The 16,264-nt window shown below is 34.1% G+C and carries 12 protein-coding genes; 4 read left to right on the top strand and 8 right to left on the bottom strand.

Annotated features, from left to right (window positions below; genetic code table 11):
* Positions 1-750: 750 nt before the first annotated feature.
* From MM213_RS19205 to MM213_RS19230, 6 genes are all read right to left on the bottom strand, one after another.
* Complete coding sequence (locus MM213_RS19205) at positions 751-2,103, bottom strand: M24 family metallopeptidase (protein ID WP_241414511.1); 1,353 nt, start codon at positions 2,101-2,103, stop codon at positions 751-753.
* A 3-nt stretch (positions 2,104-2,106) separates the two neighbouring features.
* Positions 2,107-2,658 carry an acyl-CoA thioesterase gene (locus MM213_RS19210; protein WP_241414512.1) on the bottom strand — a complete coding sequence of 184 codons (552 nt, stop codon included), beginning with the start codon at positions 2,656-2,658 and terminating at the stop codon, positions 2,107-2,109.
* Between the two features lie 435 nt (positions 2,659-3,093).
* On the bottom strand, positions 3,094-4,440 hold the full coding sequence (locus tag MM213_RS19215) for an MATE family efflux transporter (protein ID WP_241414513.1): 1,347 nt from the start codon (positions 4,438-4,440) through the stop codon (positions 3,094-3,096).
* Between the two features lie 28 nt (positions 4,441-4,468).
* The gene (locus MM213_RS19220; RefSeq protein WP_241414514.1) at positions 4,469-5,008 is read right to left on the bottom strand and encodes an NUDIX domain-containing protein; all 540 of its coding nucleotides are present in this window, start codon (positions 5,006-5,008) and stop codon (positions 4,469-4,471) included.
* 71 nt (positions 5,009-5,079) lie between these two features.
* The gene (locus MM213_RS19225; RefSeq protein WP_241273591.1) at positions 5,080-5,562 is read right to left on the bottom strand and encodes an Lrp/AsnC family transcriptional regulator; all 483 of its coding nucleotides are present in this window, start codon (positions 5,560-5,562) and stop codon (positions 5,080-5,082) included.
* A 211-nt stretch (positions 5,563-5,773) separates the two neighbouring features.
* Positions 5,774-6,976 (bottom strand): tetratricopeptide repeat protein, encoded by a 1,203-nt coding sequence (locus MM213_RS19230; RefSeq protein ID WP_241414542.1) that lies wholly within the window; start codon positions 6,974-6,976, stop codon positions 5,774-5,776.
* Positions 6,977-7,056: 80 nt separating this feature from the next.
* Between MM213_RS19230 and MM213_RS19235 the strand changes: the two genes are divergently transcribed.
* Entirely contained in the window at positions 7,057-7,704 is a 648-nt protein-coding gene (locus tag MM213_RS19235; RefSeq protein ID WP_241414515.1) for a sulfate ABC transporter permease, read from the top strand.
* A 77-nt stretch (positions 7,705-7,781) separates the two neighbouring features.
* The gene (locus tag MM213_RS19240) at positions 7,782-9,809 is read left to right on the top strand and encodes a M3 family metallopeptidase (RefSeq protein WP_241414516.1); all 2,028 of its coding nucleotides are present in this window, start codon (positions 7,782-7,784) and stop codon (positions 9,807-9,809) included.
* Positions 9,810-10,166: 357 nt separating this feature from the next.
* Here MM213_RS19240 and MM213_RS19245 read toward each other — a convergent pair whose 3' ends face one another.
* The gene (locus tag MM213_RS19245; protein ID WP_241414517.1) at positions 10,167-11,171 is read right to left on the bottom strand and encodes a cation diffusion facilitator family transporter; all 1,005 of its coding nucleotides are present in this window, start codon (positions 11,169-11,171) and stop codon (positions 10,167-10,169) included.
* A 113-nt stretch (positions 11,172-11,284) separates the two neighbouring features.
* Here MM213_RS19245 and MM213_RS19250 point away from each other — a divergent pair, with 113 nt between their 5' ends.
* Positions 11,285-12,367 (top strand): AI-2E family transporter, encoded by a 1,083-nt coding sequence (locus tag MM213_RS19250; protein ID WP_241414518.1) that lies wholly within the window; start codon positions 11,285-11,287, stop codon positions 12,365-12,367.
* A complete protein-coding gene (locus tag MM213_RS19255; RefSeq protein ID WP_241414519.1) occupies positions 12,342-13,292 on the top strand; it encodes a tetratricopeptide repeat protein in 951 nt (316 codons plus the stop codon). Before MM213_RS19250 ends, MM213_RS19255 begins: the two co-directional genes overlap by 26 nt.
* Before the next feature lies 1 nt (position 13,293).
* Here MM213_RS19255 and MM213_RS19260 read toward each other — a convergent pair whose 3' ends face one another.
* Positions 13,294-16,251: a PAS domain-containing hybrid sensor histidine kinase/response regulator gene (locus tag MM213_RS19260; protein ID WP_241414520.1), complete on the bottom strand. Its 2,958-nt coding sequence runs from the start codon at positions 16,249-16,251 to the stop codon at positions 13,294-13,296.
* Between the last annotated feature and the right edge of the window lie 13 nt (positions 16,252-16,264).

The raw sequence follows: 16,264 nt of genomic DNA on the forward strand, positions 1-16,264 counted from the left end.
AATACTGATCAAATCGGGACTCTTTCCGAAGTGACCTGAAACAACACTTACAAGACTTAGATATGTCTTGATACTTCTTGGAGAGTAATGCCGATAAGACATCTCTTCATACATCCTTTGACGCAAACTTTTTTTTCCATGATGATATAAATTAATGATTTAACATGGTGTAAATTTACGATAAATACCAAAAAATCAACCACTTGAAGATAATGTAAATACTACCGACGAAGGAGGTTTAGTTCAACCGCTGTTTACAACATACCTGTGCTCCTAGGCGTAGCGCGCAAGGGTAATGGGTTAATTAGTTTTAGATGAATAAACGGACATAAAACACGTCATTTTTCTGGTGAAACAGATAAGAAAGCGGATATACATATAAAGTAATATGATTATCCGCAATCATGCCATTAATCAATTAAACGGTTGTTTTTTAGATTCTACTGGTATGAAAACGGATATACACATAAAGTAATATTTATATCCGCAATAGCACCACTATCCACATTTAGGTACACACCTAGAATTCATGCTGTCAACTGTCGACAGTCAATAGTCGACGATTATACGCTTGATCGAATTGCTTTATTTTCCTACTGACCTCATTGCGGATATACATATAAAGTAATCCTAAATCAATAAGATACAATACTCCTTTTTATTGTTTAGAAACTTTCTTGATAAATTTCCAAAATTGAAATAGATGAAATTGGAACGAGCATTTACAGAAGTTAGCTTTCTGACAAAATATCAATTTCCCAAATATTTCCTTTCTCTTGGGATCCCAAGAATTTCTTTTTGTCTACCATCAAGATACACCACTCTTTCTCCATCAAAAAAGGCTCCCTCTTCTAACATCACTCTTATTTCTTTATTCCACTCTTTCACAAATACAACAGCATTCAGTTCTATGGCATAGGCGGTATTTGGATATAATGGATAATCCCCTGCTCCAGGTGTATCAAATTGATTGTCCCACATACCAATAGTTGGTCCAGAAGCATGTCCATGATAGCCCATAGGATGTGAATAAATACTTCCTTGAATCCCTTCTTTTTCCATCATTGACCTCGTATTTCTCAAGATTTCATTGCCTGTTCTTCCGGTTACAAAATTAGATGTTAAGAGATCTTGCAATCTATTGCCAACTTTCAAAGCGTCGTTGAGATATTTTGGTACTGAATGTTCCCCAGGCTTTAGAACATATGCCAACTGTTGTGTATCTGTATTCAGTCTCAAGTATGTAATCCCAAAATCTATATGCAATAAATCTCCTGGCATGATAATTTGAGAATCTGGCTTAATGGCGAAGGATCTCAAATGCTCTTGTGAGGCGGGGTCAGGTCTTTGGATATCTACAGTAGGATGAAACCAAGTGTCCAACTTCATTTCTGCGATTCGTTCTCTATACCACCAAATAACATCGTCTGTAGTGGTGATGCCAGGTGTGATTACTTTTTCTGATAGTCCCTCAGCTATGATACTATTTGCAATAGTCTGTAATTGTCTATAAGTAGCCATTTCTGAAGGAGTTCTTGTTTCTAACCAAGCAACTGCCAAGTTTTGGGCTGATACAATTTTTGACTTCGTGCTTTCATCTAAATATTCTAAAAGTGTATTATATTCACTAACATTCAGTCCATCGGCATGTCCATAATCTTTTCCAATATTGATTGCTAATTTCTTCGGATTTCTTTCTTGAATCAATTCTACAAGTTTTTTCCATTGATCTGGCTCCAAATCTGGGTCCCAAGCTCTTTTAAACGACTTACCAACATCATACCTCGCTACCGCTAGTGCTTCAACCTTTTCGCTACCCTCTGCTTTGTAAATCAAAAGCATGGTTCGTCTTCTGGCCGCAAACCACGTAGATGGCAAAAAAGTACGAATTACTGGATCTTCATTATATTCTCTTGATATAATCAACCACATATCCACTTCCTCCCTTTCCATTAACTTGGGAAGTAAATTTTGGACTCTTTCTTCAAGCCAATTATCAATCACTACAGCCTGTTCTTTTTTTGACAAGACTGCCGGGCTCTGTGCAAAGGCAAAATGTCCAATAAATGTAATCAGCACATAAATCACTAAAACTTTTCTCATTCTTTATTTGGATTGGTTGACGCAGCGTTCATTTTCAAGCAAGCTTGCAATTTCTTGTTTATCCCAAGATTTTTTGATTTTGTTAAGATTAGCTTCGTAATCTTTCTTGAAGCCTTTTCTAAAAATAGCCTCAACAAACCTTCTTACATCAGTCTTATTCTCTAAAATTAAGGCTGGAACAGTCGTAGGTTTATCTTCATCATTTTTGGCCACCATGGTAAAGTAACAAGTGTTTGTGTGCTTTACCTCACCTGTTTTGACATTTTCCGATATCACTTTGATACCTATCACCATAGAACTATTCCCTACATAATTCACTGAAGCCATCAAGGAAACCAATTCCCCTACTTCCACAGGTTGCAAAAAATCTACTGTATCCACAGAGACAGTGACGCAATATGCACCACTGTGCTTTGAGGCTGTAGCATAAGCTACTTTATCCATAAGGGAAAGTAATATTCCACCATGAATTTTTCCTCCAAAATTAGCGTAAGATGGGATCATCAGTTCTGTAATTACTACTCGTGAAAAACTGGCTGGACGTGATGCTATCATTATTTTTTTTCTCAAATTAAAGATAATAGCAAGAATAAAAAAATGAAAATTCCATGAACCCCTACTTCGATTAAAAAAACAATATAATTTCAGCAATAACACCAGAAGCTAAATTAATAGACAGGTTCAAATGGATAATCGCCATTCGATATTAGTACAAAAGCTATCATTGCGCCAATTAATTTAAAACATATCATCTTGTTTGGCTACCGATATGGAAGTTGATACATATAAAAGAACAATATGATTTGCACAAAAACACAAGTAGGAAAGTTTATCACCTTTATCTAAACGAAATAACGTAAACAGTCAGCATCCAACCACTGCTAATTGAAATGTACTTCATACATCATTACATATAACTACTGATAGTAAAGCATATCTACTAACTAAAAAATAACTTATCCTAAATATCAAATAGGTCTATTTATCACTTTAGTATTTCTTAAGTAATCTTGCACTCAATGAATGAAATCTATACAAAAGCATAAACCCAGTAACTGTAAGTCCTATCAATAGCCCATACCAAATCCCTTTCTCTTGCATATCGAGTACGAAAGCAAAGAAATATCCCAAAGGCAAACCTATCACCCAATATGCAACCAATGTTACTAAAGTAGGAACTTTCACGTCAGACATACCACGCAAGGCTCCTAAACCAACTACCTGAATACCATCTGATAATTGAAATATTCCAGCTATGACCAACAAACTTGCACTCATTTGGATCACTGTAACATCATCAATATATAAAGACGGAAGAAACTCTCTCATGGTAATGAATAAAACAGCAGCACATAACATAAAAATGGCAGTCATTCCAAATACTGTAAAACCTGCTTCGCGAAGCGTTTTAATATCTCTTTTACCAAGCTGATTACCAACCCTTACCATTGCTGCTGCCGAAAGACCAGAGGCCATCATATAACTGATTGATGCAAGGTTTATTGCTATTTGATGCGCTGCCAATGCCGAAACACCTATCCAACCCATCATAATGGCTGCCGCACTAAACGCTCCCACTTCAAAGATAAACTGAAAACCGGTCGGAACTCCAATTCTAAGGATTTTCGAAACCATAGGAAATGAAAATCTTTTGATCTTAAAACCAAGATCAAAAATCTTATATCTTTTTGATTTAAATACATAATAAGCAATAACGATTGCCATTAATACTCTTGAAATCAAAGTTGCCCATCCAGCACCATTCAAGCCCAGAGCCGGAAAACCTAAGTTTCCATAAATCATTACCCAATTTAGAAAGACATTAAGACCATTACAAACTATGGTTATGTACATGGCTTGCTTGGTTTGGGATAAACCTTCGGCAAATTGCTTAAATGTCTGGAAAAACATAAAAGGCAAAATAGAAAGAGTAATAATGGCCAAATAAGGAATGGCCAACTCAACAACTTGCTGAGGCTGATTCATGTATTTGAGTAGCGGTGAAAATAATATAATTACCATAAACAAGACCATGCCAGTAGCCATATTTATAGTAAACCCATGTCTAAAAAGTCTTCCTATCCTGCTACTCTTATTTTTACCATCAGCCATAGCAACTAGTGGTGTTATAGCCATAGACACCCCTATTCCAAACATCAACAAAACAAAGAAAATACTATTTGCCAATGATGCAGCAGCTAAAGGCTCAGCTCCCAATCGTCCTACCATCATACTATCAGCCACACCTACCAAAACTTGCCCTAACTGGCTCAACATTACTGGATAAGCTAAAATGAATGTTTTGGAGAAATGATCTTTAAAATTATACTTAGTCATTGGTAAAATTCAAAATTATGTTCTAGCTTCAGATATTGAAAATTTTAGCTACTTTGAGAAGGCCTGCTATAGAAATTGCGTCAGTTATTTCACCATCCATCACTTTTTGAATTGCTTCCTTAAGTGGCAATTTCATCACTTCTATTTGCTCTGTTTCTTCAAACTCAGTATCTCCAGGAGTCAAATTTTCCGCCAAATATACAAATCCTTCCTCATCAGTCACAGAATTGGAAGTATGAATGGTCATGATTTTGGTCCATTTTTCAGCTGAAAAACCTGTTTCTTCTTTGAGTTCTCTTTTGGCACTATCCAAATAATCATCACCTAACAGTCCTCCACCCATTGGGATTTCCCAAGAATATGCATCCAATGTATATCTGAATTGGCCGACAAGCCATGTATTTCCTTCACTGTCTATGGGTATGATGCCAATTGCTTTATTTTTGAAACATACTTTGCCATATATACCGTCTTTACCGGATGGAATAACGACTTCATGATGTTCCAATCTAATCCATGGGTTTTCATGGATAGTTTTAATGCTTTTTGTTTTCCAAGGATTTTTCATAGTAAATTATAGGTTCAAGAAAAAAGGGAGTCTATTTCTAGACTCCCTTTTGAATGATTTTTCAAAAAAACTTAAGCCGGAATAGGAAGAACTTTACTGTCCTTGAATGTAGAAAGAATAACCATTGACTGCATTGAATCAACTTCCCTAATCTCACTTACTTTCTCTAGCATCAATTTTTGATAAGCTGTAATATCTTTAGCAATTATCTTCAATATAAAATCACCTGTACCAGTAATGTGATGACATTCAATAACTTCTTGAATATCGTTGATTTCTTTCATGAATGCATCTATGTTACCTTTGTTATGCCCAATAAGGCTTACCAAAACAAAAGTACTTACACCAAGACCAATTCTTTCTGGATCTAACTTTGCGTGATAGCTTTTTATAATACCTGATTGCTCAAGTTTTTTTACTCTTTCTAGAGTCGGAGCAGGTGATAGCCCTATGTCTTTAGAAAGCTGAGCGTTTGTGATTTTAGCGTTTGCTTGAAGGATTTCTAATATCTTTCTATCTATTTTATCGAATTTAATTCTGATGCTGTTATCCATAATATGAAGAATTTGCAAAATTTTATGTTGCGCAAAGTTAATATAATTTGAATTTATTTTAAAGACTATTTCAACAAAAAACGACCGCTCCTACAAAATATTGTTATTTTTTAATCGTATTTGAAGAAACAAATCAACTGATAAACTTAAATATCATGACGATATTCAAATTATCTCCTGAATTTAAGTAATGCTTAACGTTAATTTCTGATTAAAGTTTATTCTTTTTAATATAATCTCTAGCTTCCTTGTGTGCGGGATGCTTTCTCTTAGCATATTTTTTAACGAGATTAAAATATTGCTTGGCTTTTTTCTTATCTTTTTGTTCATTGGCGATTTTACCCAAGGCAATTAAAGAATATAAGTAGTATCCACTTTCTTGGCTTTCTGATTCTTCTCCGTAAGACAACGTCTTCTCATAATACTTTTTAGCTTCTGGCTTATTATTGATTCGATCATTATACTGAGCAATATAAAACGCTGCATACCTACCGCTATTGGACTCATAGCCAGTCCATTTTTCCTCAATTCTCTTCAATATTTCGTGGGATACAGTATTGGCTTCATTTATCCTTCCTACAGCATACAAATGTCTTGCATGTGATCTATGAAAGTAAGGGTTGTTTGGATATTTTTGCACTAAGTAATCAGTAATTTCAAGCGCTTTGTATGGTTGCTTTTCTTCGGATGCATACAGTCTAAATAAAAAATACTGTGCTTCTACTCTTGCATAAAATGCATTTTTTGCAACATCTTCCAACTGCTGTAATCCGAGTGATTTATTTCCTTTTGGAAAAAATGCAACTACTGGCTTCAATAACGGGTAGTTTTCTGGAATCCACACAGAAAAGTAATTGAACAAAGCATCCCCCAACAACAGCTCTGGATTCAATTCATCATCACCTTTACTAAGGTTGAGATATTTCATTGCACTTTTTCCTGCAAAAGTGGCTTTGGTCCAACTTCTCCTTTCACTGTAAAGCCTTCCTTGAAAACCATATGCTCCTGAAAGGAAGAAAGCTGCTTCCTTATTTGTTGGATCTTTTTTATAGATCTTTTCTGCTTTTTCTATTGCCACGTCCATTTGTTTGATAAAAATGGCATCATAGCGCTTGTTTTCGAGATCAGGTGCTATTTTCCACCATGTACTCAATCCCATCAAGAAATATGGCAATGGGTGCTCAGGATATTGATATTGGATAACTTTGAAACCTCTTTCTGCTACTTCAAAATCAAAATTATATAGGCTATTAACCGATTCAGTAATTCTAAACTGAAGCCCTTTGTCTAGCAGTAAATATTCTGATGTAGCTGAATTAGGATTTGAAGATTCCCTCTCTTCATTTTGCTGCGCTAATGTGGTCCCAATAAAAAAAGGTAATAGCAAACTGAATACAAATATTTTCAACTTCATCATTAATGTTAATTTTAATGCAAAACTATCAGGTATTCCAAACAAAAATTTACATTTGATAAAATTTAATTTCTGCTTGAATGGTAAAACCCAAATCTCAAATTGCACAACGTATTGAAGACGTAATTAATTTCGATAAAAGAGTATTTTTTATCTTCCTTGTTTTGATTTTTATTGTTATCAGGTATATTACAAACGAAATAATTCTAGAAGCCATTCCAGGGCACGAACAGTTATCCCAAGATGGTTCTCTTACTTTTTTTCACATTTTCAATGCGCTGCATTACGTCTGGACTCCTTTTGCCCTTCTTTGGAAATTTACACTGACAGCATTTATTCTTTGGACAGGTGCTTTTGTCCTTGGATACAAAATTTCATATAGGGATCTTTGGAAATTTACTTTGGTGGCAGAAATCATTTTTGTTTTTCCTGAATTGATCAAATTGTTTATTTTTCTGAATCCAGCAGACAATTTGACTTTTCAAGAAATCAAAGATTATTACCCTTTATCCCTTATGAGTATTTTGGATACTTCCGAAATTCATAGGAAATACTTCTACCCTCTTCAAACTATCAACTTGTTTGAAATCGTTTATTGGGGGTTGTTGACACTTGGAGTTCACACTTTTAGCAAAAGAAGTCTGAAGGAATCAAGTATGATTGTATTTGTAGGTTATGTTTTGATTCTGTTCCTGTGGTTATTCTTTTACATTTTAGTGTATAAATAAAATGAACCAAAAGATTGATTTTTAACTTTGTTTCTTTAGAATCATTAACAGTAGCATTACCAAATTAAAAAATGAATATGAATCCACTATTGGAAAAATTCAAAACTCCTTTTGAGACAGCACCTTTTGAAAACATCAAAACAGAACATTTTTTACCAGCTATAAAAGAAGGCATTGACCAGGCAAAGTCGGATATAGAAGCTATCAAAAGCAATGAAAAAAATAATTTTGATAATACAATTGTTGCATTAGATCATGCAGGTGACAGATTGAATATTATTTCAGGAATATTCTATAATCTAAATGCCGCTGAAACAAATGAACAAATACAAGCTTTGGCAAGAGAAATATCTCCTTTGCTCACTTCACATAGCAATGATGTATTGTTGGATGAAATATTGTTTGAAAAGATTCAACAAGTTTATGATCAAAAAGATCAACTTCAACTGAATGAAGAACAGCAAACACTTCTTGAAAAAACATACAAATCTTTCGTTAGGAATGGTGCGAAGTTAAATGAAGAGCAAAAAATCCAGTTAAGAGAAATTGATAAAAATCTTTCACAACTCAGTCTAAAGTTTGGCGAAAATGTTTTGGCAGAAACAAACAAATATCAACTTCTCGTAGAAGATGAATCAAAACTATCAGGACTTCCCGAATCTATCAAAGAAGGAGCTTCACAAACAGCAGAGGAAAAAGGATATAAGGGCAAATGGGCTTTTACTTTGGATTTCCCAAGCTATTTTCCATTTATGACTTATGCCGATGATCGGGAGTTGAGAAAGGAATTGTTTCTGGCTTACAACACAAAAGCTTCCAAAGGTGATGACTTGGACAACAAACAATTCATCAAAGAAATGTTAGAGTTAAAAGCAAAGCGAGCGAAACTTTTGGGATACAATTCTTATTCAGATTTTGTATTGGAAGAAAGAATGGCAAAAAGTGGCTCTGCTGTTTTAGATTTTCTCAAAAACCTACTTGAAAAAGCCAAACCTAAGGCACAGGAAGAAGTACAGGAACTTGAAGAATTTGCAAAAAAACTAGATGGCATTGATCAGCTTGAAAAATGGGACTTTACGTACTATTCCGAAAAACTGAAAAAAGAGAAGTTTGAAGTAGATGACGAACTTCTTCGTCCATATTTTAAGCTTGAGAATACTATTGATGGTGTCTTCCAAACAGCTGAAAAACTTTTTGGTTTAAGATTCAAAGCCAATAAAGAGATTGAAGTATATCATTCAGATGTGATAGCTTATGAAGTTACTGACAAAGAAGATAATCACGTAGCTATCTTTTATGCTGATTTCTTTCCAAGGCCGGGAAAAAGAAATGGTGCATGGATGACAAGTTACCGAGGTCAAAAATTGATTGAAGGGAAAGATCAAAGACCTCACGTATCCATAGTCTGCAATTTTACAAAGCCCACTAGGACAAAACCATCACTTTTGACTTTCAATGAAGTAACAACACTCTTTCATGAATTCGGTCATGCACTTCATGGAATGCTCGCTAAAGGTACATACGAGTCACTGACAGGTACGAGTGTGTTTTGGGATTTTGTAGAATTACCTTCGCAAATTTTCGAGAATTGGTGTTTTGAAAAAGAATGTCTAGATCTTTTTGCCAAACATTATGAAACTAGTGAAACCATACCTTCTGAATTGATTGAAAAAATTAAAAATGCTTCAAATTTCCAACAAGGTTATCAAACTGTAAGACAAATAAGTCTGGCATTATTGGACATGGCCTATCATAGTACAGACCCAGTTTTGATTTCAGATATCGTTGCATTCGAAAAAGAGCAAATGAAAGAAACTTCTTTGCTCCCTGAAGTGTCTGATACATTGATGAGCACTTCATTTTCACATATTTTCCAAGGTGGATATGCTGCTGGATATTATAGCTACAAATGGGCTGAAGTTTTGGATGCTGATGCTTTTGAATTATTTAAAGAAAATGGGGTTTTTGATACGGTAACTGCAAATTCATTTAGGGAGAATATTTTGGAATCAGGCGGAAAAGTGCATCCGTCAATTCTGTATAAGAGATTCAGAGGAAGAGATCCAAAGCCAGAAGCTTTGCTAAAGAGAGCAGGATTATTGTAAAAAAAGAGGATGCGCGGTTCATGCATCCTCTTTTTTTTTAAAACACTAAAAAATACTGTTTATTACAGACCACTATGCATTATAGCCATTGACTTACATTACTATTATAAATCCTACCAAGGCTAACCATACTATTGACGAAATCGCCAATAATACTCGAAATTGTCTATCCTCGTTCATGATCGTTTTTTTGTTGAATATACATTATTATATGCTGAATTTCAACAATTTCCATTAAAATTTCGATAATTTCTCCGAAACTATACAATAAAAGCTAGGTTTTTTCGTAAACGACAAAAATTTTAGCGTTCAAAGTCGTTTCTTTTTCTATAGATAATCAAACTATTTAGAATAAGGTCAAGAAATTTTATCCTCAGCCAGATCGTGATAATGCTTTTGATTTTTGGACATATTTCCTGCAGTCCATACTATTCTTGTTTTGTTTTCAAATTTCCTGACAGGGCAATTTTTAACTAGGCAATAATGACAGCACTTATCAGGAATACATGGATCAGAGTGGACAAAAACTTCCACTACTCCCTTAAAATCATTTTCAAGAGCAGATTCGACTTTTTCCACCTCTTCATGAACTTCTCTTAGGTTATAGTAGTAAGGCAAAGTCAAGTGTAAATCTATATGCCTATCAGCTCCATATTGCTGAACTCTCATATTATGTATATCAATCCACGAATCCTTTCTTTCCTTATTCAAAACAGTAACAGTGTCCATCACAGCCTCAGGATTAGCTTCGTCCATAAGTCCCGCAACAGATTTTCTGACCAAGAAATACCCTGAATAAATGATATAGAAAGAAAACAAGACCGAGAATACAGAATCCAGCACGTTTAAACCAGTAAAATAAATAATTCCAACACCTACCACCAAAACAAAGCTAGACACAGTATCTGTTATCAAGTGTTTACCGTTAGCCACAAGGGTTAGGCTATTTAGCCTACTTCCTTCCTTCTTGAGTTTCAAACCCAAAAAGCCGTTGACCAATCCTGAAAAACCAATCAATGCTATACCTTCTAGAAGCATCTCCAATTCCTGAGGAAAGAAAAAATTATAAATGGCTTGATAAATAATAAACAAACCAGCCAAAATTATCAAAGTCCCTTCTATACCTGCACTAAAAAATTCAATCTTACCATGGCCATATGGATGGTTATCATCTTTAGGTAAAGAGCTCAGATATATACTGTAAGAAGCAAAACTTGCAGTGACTACATTGACTATACTTTCCAAAGCATCTGTCAATATCGCAGTGGAATTTGTAATGTAGTAAGAGTAAAATTTAACCATCAGCAAGATGATGCTCACTACAAAAGAAATGATTATCCACTTTGATTTTTCCTTGTTCACTGAAATATACTATGATTGAAACTCAAAAATAGGGCTTATTTTATTGAAAACTCGTCAATAATTTCAATATTGGAGTTTATTTTAAAGAAATTACCTAAGCCAACTTTTAAATTATGAACGAGAAAAAGTTAATACTTCCTTCTTACATCAAAGCTTTGCTAGTTTTGATGTTGATAATCATCATTGTATACATTCTCATCGTAGGTAAGAGTCTTTTGGTTCCCCTGTTTCTGGCAGGCTTTATCGCGATTTTGTTGACACCAGTTGGGAATTGGCTTGAGGAGAGAAAAATATCGAGAATGATAAGCGCCATTATTTCTTTGGTATCCGCATTGTTGATATTGCTAGGCTTTCTAACTTTTGTGATAATGCAGGTTGCGAGCTTTACTAAGGATTTAGAAAATGTAGGTGACAGGTTGAACAAATATCTCAGTGATATTGATTCTTGGATTTACGATAAATTTCAAATTGAGTCAGGTATAGGAAATGGAATCGACCAAGAATATTTTGTAGAGCTGCTTCAATCCAACAGTTCCAGTTTGGCAGAGTTTATCCTTAATACATTAGGTTCCCTTTCAGGGATAATTCTTTTACCAGTTTTTATATTCTTCTTTTTGGTGTATAGAGATCACTTGACAGATTTCATTGTGCAACTATTCAAGGAAGAAGATAAGACTCATATAAAAAATGAAATAAGAGACCTTAGAAAGGTTGTTCAAAATTACATTATCGGGATTCTAAAGGTAATGGCAATACTGGCTGTAATGAATGTTGGTGTGCTTTTGGGTTTAGGAATCAAACATGCAGTATTTTTTGCAATTTTTGCGGCAATACTGAATATTATTCCATATCTGGGGCCATTATTGGGAGCAGTTCTCCCTACCATATTCGCTTTCCTTACAAAGGATAGTTTGTTTTACCCTGTTGCTGTAGTAGTAGCTTTCCAAATAATCCAAATCATAGAAAGTAACTTTTTGACTCCAAAGATTGTTGGTAGTAATGTAAATCTTAATGCATTTGTTACTTTCATTGGGTTACTAGTAGGAGCATCAATTTGGGGTGTAATAGGTATGATACTTATCATTCCAACTTTAGCTGTTTTGAGAAAAATATTTGAATTAAGTGAAGCTACAAAACCTTATGCCTTACTATTTGGAGAAGAAAAATCATATGATGAAAATAAAAAGTCTGATTAGCCCTATTTTAAATGTTTTAGTATTGCTAATCGTAGTTTCCGGATGTGATTCACAGGAAGACCGAAAAGGTCGTTTTTTATTGAAAGGAAATGAAAAACTAAAAGAAAATGATCTTCAAGGGGCTTTGGAATATTATTCTGAAGCCCTGAAGATTGATTCTGAATTTAATGATGCCTTACTCAATCGTGCCATAGTCTATGAAAAGCAAAATAATTTTGACCTTGCTATAAGGGATTATTCCCAGATTTTGACCAATGGATCAGAAATCGACACATTGGTGTATTTTCAAAGAGGAATTGCCTACTTGGATAATGGCGAATATTACAAAGCGCTGGATGATGCTAAAAAGTTAGAAAACAATAACCCCAACAGTTGGAAATCATACTTTTTACTTGGCCTAGTTCATGAACAGCTCAAAGACCATTCTTCAGCCTTAGCAGCTTTTGAAAAGGGAATCGAGTTGAATCCAACTAACAATGACCTATTGGTAAACAAAGCAACAATCCATTATTATCAAAATGAATTGGTCGAAGCTATTTCATTACTTGAAAAAGCAGAATCAAACAATCCGAAGGAATCAAACATCTACAATCTTAGATCGATGATTTCGTTTGAGAAAAAAATGTATCAAGAAGCTTTAGAGTGGGTAGAGAAAGCCATACAGCTAAATTCCAAAGAGTCATATTTTTATAACAATAGAGGTCTATATCGATTATTTGTAGATGATTTGGAAAATGGCTTAGATGATATAAACTTTAGCCTTAAACAAAATCCTAAAAATGCATTTGCATGGAGAAATAAAGGGATTTATTATTATTTCAAAGGTGAAAAAAGTCTGGCTTTAAAATACTTAGATGACGCTTTAAAAAATGAACCTGAAATGCCTTTGGCAAATGAATACTTTAGACTTTCCAAAGAACTTTAAATCATGACTCAATCATCAAAACTTCTTTTATTTTTTTCAATAATTCTGTAGCATCGATTGGCTTTGAAACAAATCCATCAAATCCACTTTTTGTTATATCTTCTATGACTTCCAACTTTGCTGCTGCTGTCAATGCAATTACAGGGATATCTGACACTAATTTGATCTTTTGCGTAGCTTCAAAACCATCCATTATTGGCATTTGAATATCCATTAAGACTAAATTGAAATCACCTTCCTTTACATATTCATAAGCTTCTTTACCATTCGTTACCCGCTCACATTGGAAGCCCCACCTCTTGATTATTTTTCCTAAAACGAGTGCATTTACATCATTATCTTCAGCCATTAGAATTCTTAAAGAAGAGAAATCGACAGTTTCCTTTTGCACATACCCCAAATTTTGACCATTCTCTATAAAAATCTTTTCAAAATCAATTTCAAAATAAAAACAAGTACCGACACCAACCTCGGATTCTACATGAATATCACTATTCATTCTTTTGAGTAACTTCCTCGTAATTGAGAGACCAAGACCAGTCCCGCCATATTTTTTACTAAATGAGTGATGTAATTGATCAAAATCTTCAAAGATTTTATCTAAATTCTCTTTAGCAATGCCTATACCAGTATCTTTTACTTCAAAATATATCTTAGCGGTATTTCCAATCACGGAATTTAGTTTTACGGATACATCAACAGTGCCATTTTTTGTAAATTTTAGCGCATTAGTAATCAAATTATTTAAAACCTGAGCAAGCCTAACCTTGTCTCCTATGACTTCAAAATTGATTGAACTATCTATATATAAATTCAAAGTATTCTCACTATCTCTTGCGTGAAACTCAAGTCCGTTCACCACCTGACGTATCACTTCAACAATATTGATAGGATTCAATTCCATATTCAATTTGCCTGCTTCAATTTTCTGAAAATCTAATAGATCATTGATCATGATTATCAGATTGTCTACAGCAAAATTTATGGTATTTAAGGCCGCTTTCTGTGGCAAGGAATGTTCATCTTGCAACAAAGTATACACAGATCCTGATATAGCATTGAGTGGCGTTCTCAACTCATGGCTTATCATTGATAAAAATTCCGATTTGATCTTACTCGCTTTTTCTGCTGCTTCTCTTGCGGCCTTAAGTGAATCTTCAAATTCTTTTTGTTCTGTGATATCTGATAAATACCCATACCAAACTACGTCACCTGTATTTATTTTTTCGGGTTTTGCAGCTCCCAACACCCAATTATATCCTTTTCCTTCGACTTCCTTTACCCTAAACTGACAGGACCAAGGTGTCAACTTCTTGGCAGATGAAACTGATGACATCAATACCTTTGCAATATCTTCTGGGTGAATTTTAGAGATAATGAGTCCAATATCATCCATACCACTGATTTCCTTTTGTCCCAAATCAAAAATTGATTTGATACCAGGACTTAAGTATGAAAATTTCATAACTCCATCCCTATCTAATACAAATTGGTAAAGCGCTCCAGGTACTTGTTCTGTCAAATGGAGTAGAAATTCAGAAGAATCTTGAAGTGATTTTTCAAGCTGGATCCTTTCTGAAATATCTCTTGAGAATGAAATGATGTATAGCTCACCTTGTACTTCTATTAAATTACAGCTTACCTCTAAAGGGATTTTTTTTCCATTTCTATGTATAAGTTCACTTTTATACCTTAGATTTTTCTCTTTTTCAAGTTGTTTGACATGTAGGCTCCAGCTTTCTGAATATTGAAATTTTTGATCATACAAGCTGATTTTTGGTCGAGATATATTTCCGTCAAAAATACCGAGTCGTTTATTGGCTTCTTGATTGGAGTATATTATGCTACCATTTAAATCTACAATCATTATAGACTCTGGAGATAAATCAAAAAGCTCCTTAAACAAGCTTAATTCTTCAACAAGCTGTTTTTCTTGAGAAACATCTTGGAATGTTCCAAACACACGAACAACTTTACTATCTTGAATTGAAGCCTTTCCAAGGACTCTAACCCACTTTTCTATTCCTTTATTGGTTTTTATCTTGACTGTATGATCAAAATCGTTTCCAAACTTTATACAATTCTCTAGGGACTTTTGAACTATGGGTCTAAATACAGGATGATAAAATTCAAGTGCTGAATTTATATTGACTGTTTTTGAAATATCATATACATCATGGATAGCATACACTTCATCACTCCAATAAACTGAATTTATCGATAAATTAATTTCCCAAACACCAATTTTCGCAACTTGTTCACCTAGACGATAGAGTTCAATCTGCTTATCTTGCTGCAAAACCTCAAACTGCGTCTCCGAGACATCTCTACCTGTGGCATAAAATTTACCTTCATTGAACTTTACATACCAATTTATAGATTTGTATAGACCATCCTTAGCCAAAATTCTTACTGTAAACTGAGTTACATCTAGCCCCTGTTTAACATTTTTCAGAAAATCCCTAGCTATTTCTAAATCATCTTTATAAAAAAATCTACACAATTCAGTATTTATCAATTCTGCAGGTTCATACCCGAGTATTTTATTAAAAGAATCACTAGTCCAAGTTAAAAAATTCTCTTCACCAATAGCAAAAAGATCTAAACTACTGCGAAAAAAATGCTTAAAATCCTCTTTAGGTGGTAAAATACTATCTGCAATTTCCTTTCCTTTGTAAAACAGAAAATAGTTAGATCCATTTTCTTGAGGCAGCTCCAATTGAAAAGAGTATTCTTTTTCTTTAAATTTTATTATTAATTCTTCCTTAAAAATATAAGAATTGATATCCAAACCAAGCTCAATAAGATTCATCTCTGGCAATCTACTTCCAATAAGTGTATCAAATTGAACATTAGAGTAAAAAATATTATAAGGATAAGTATCATTCACGAGAAAAACCATCTCGGAAGATTCATAAACGATTTTCTTGAATGTATTATTTAATCCCCTTTCCTTCATAAATGCAAATCAG

It is taken from the genome of Belliella alkalica, assembly GCF_022549785.1.
GTDB classification, from domain to species: domain Bacteria; phylum Bacteroidota; class Bacteroidia; order Cytophagales; family Cyclobacteriaceae; genus Belliella; species Belliella alkalica.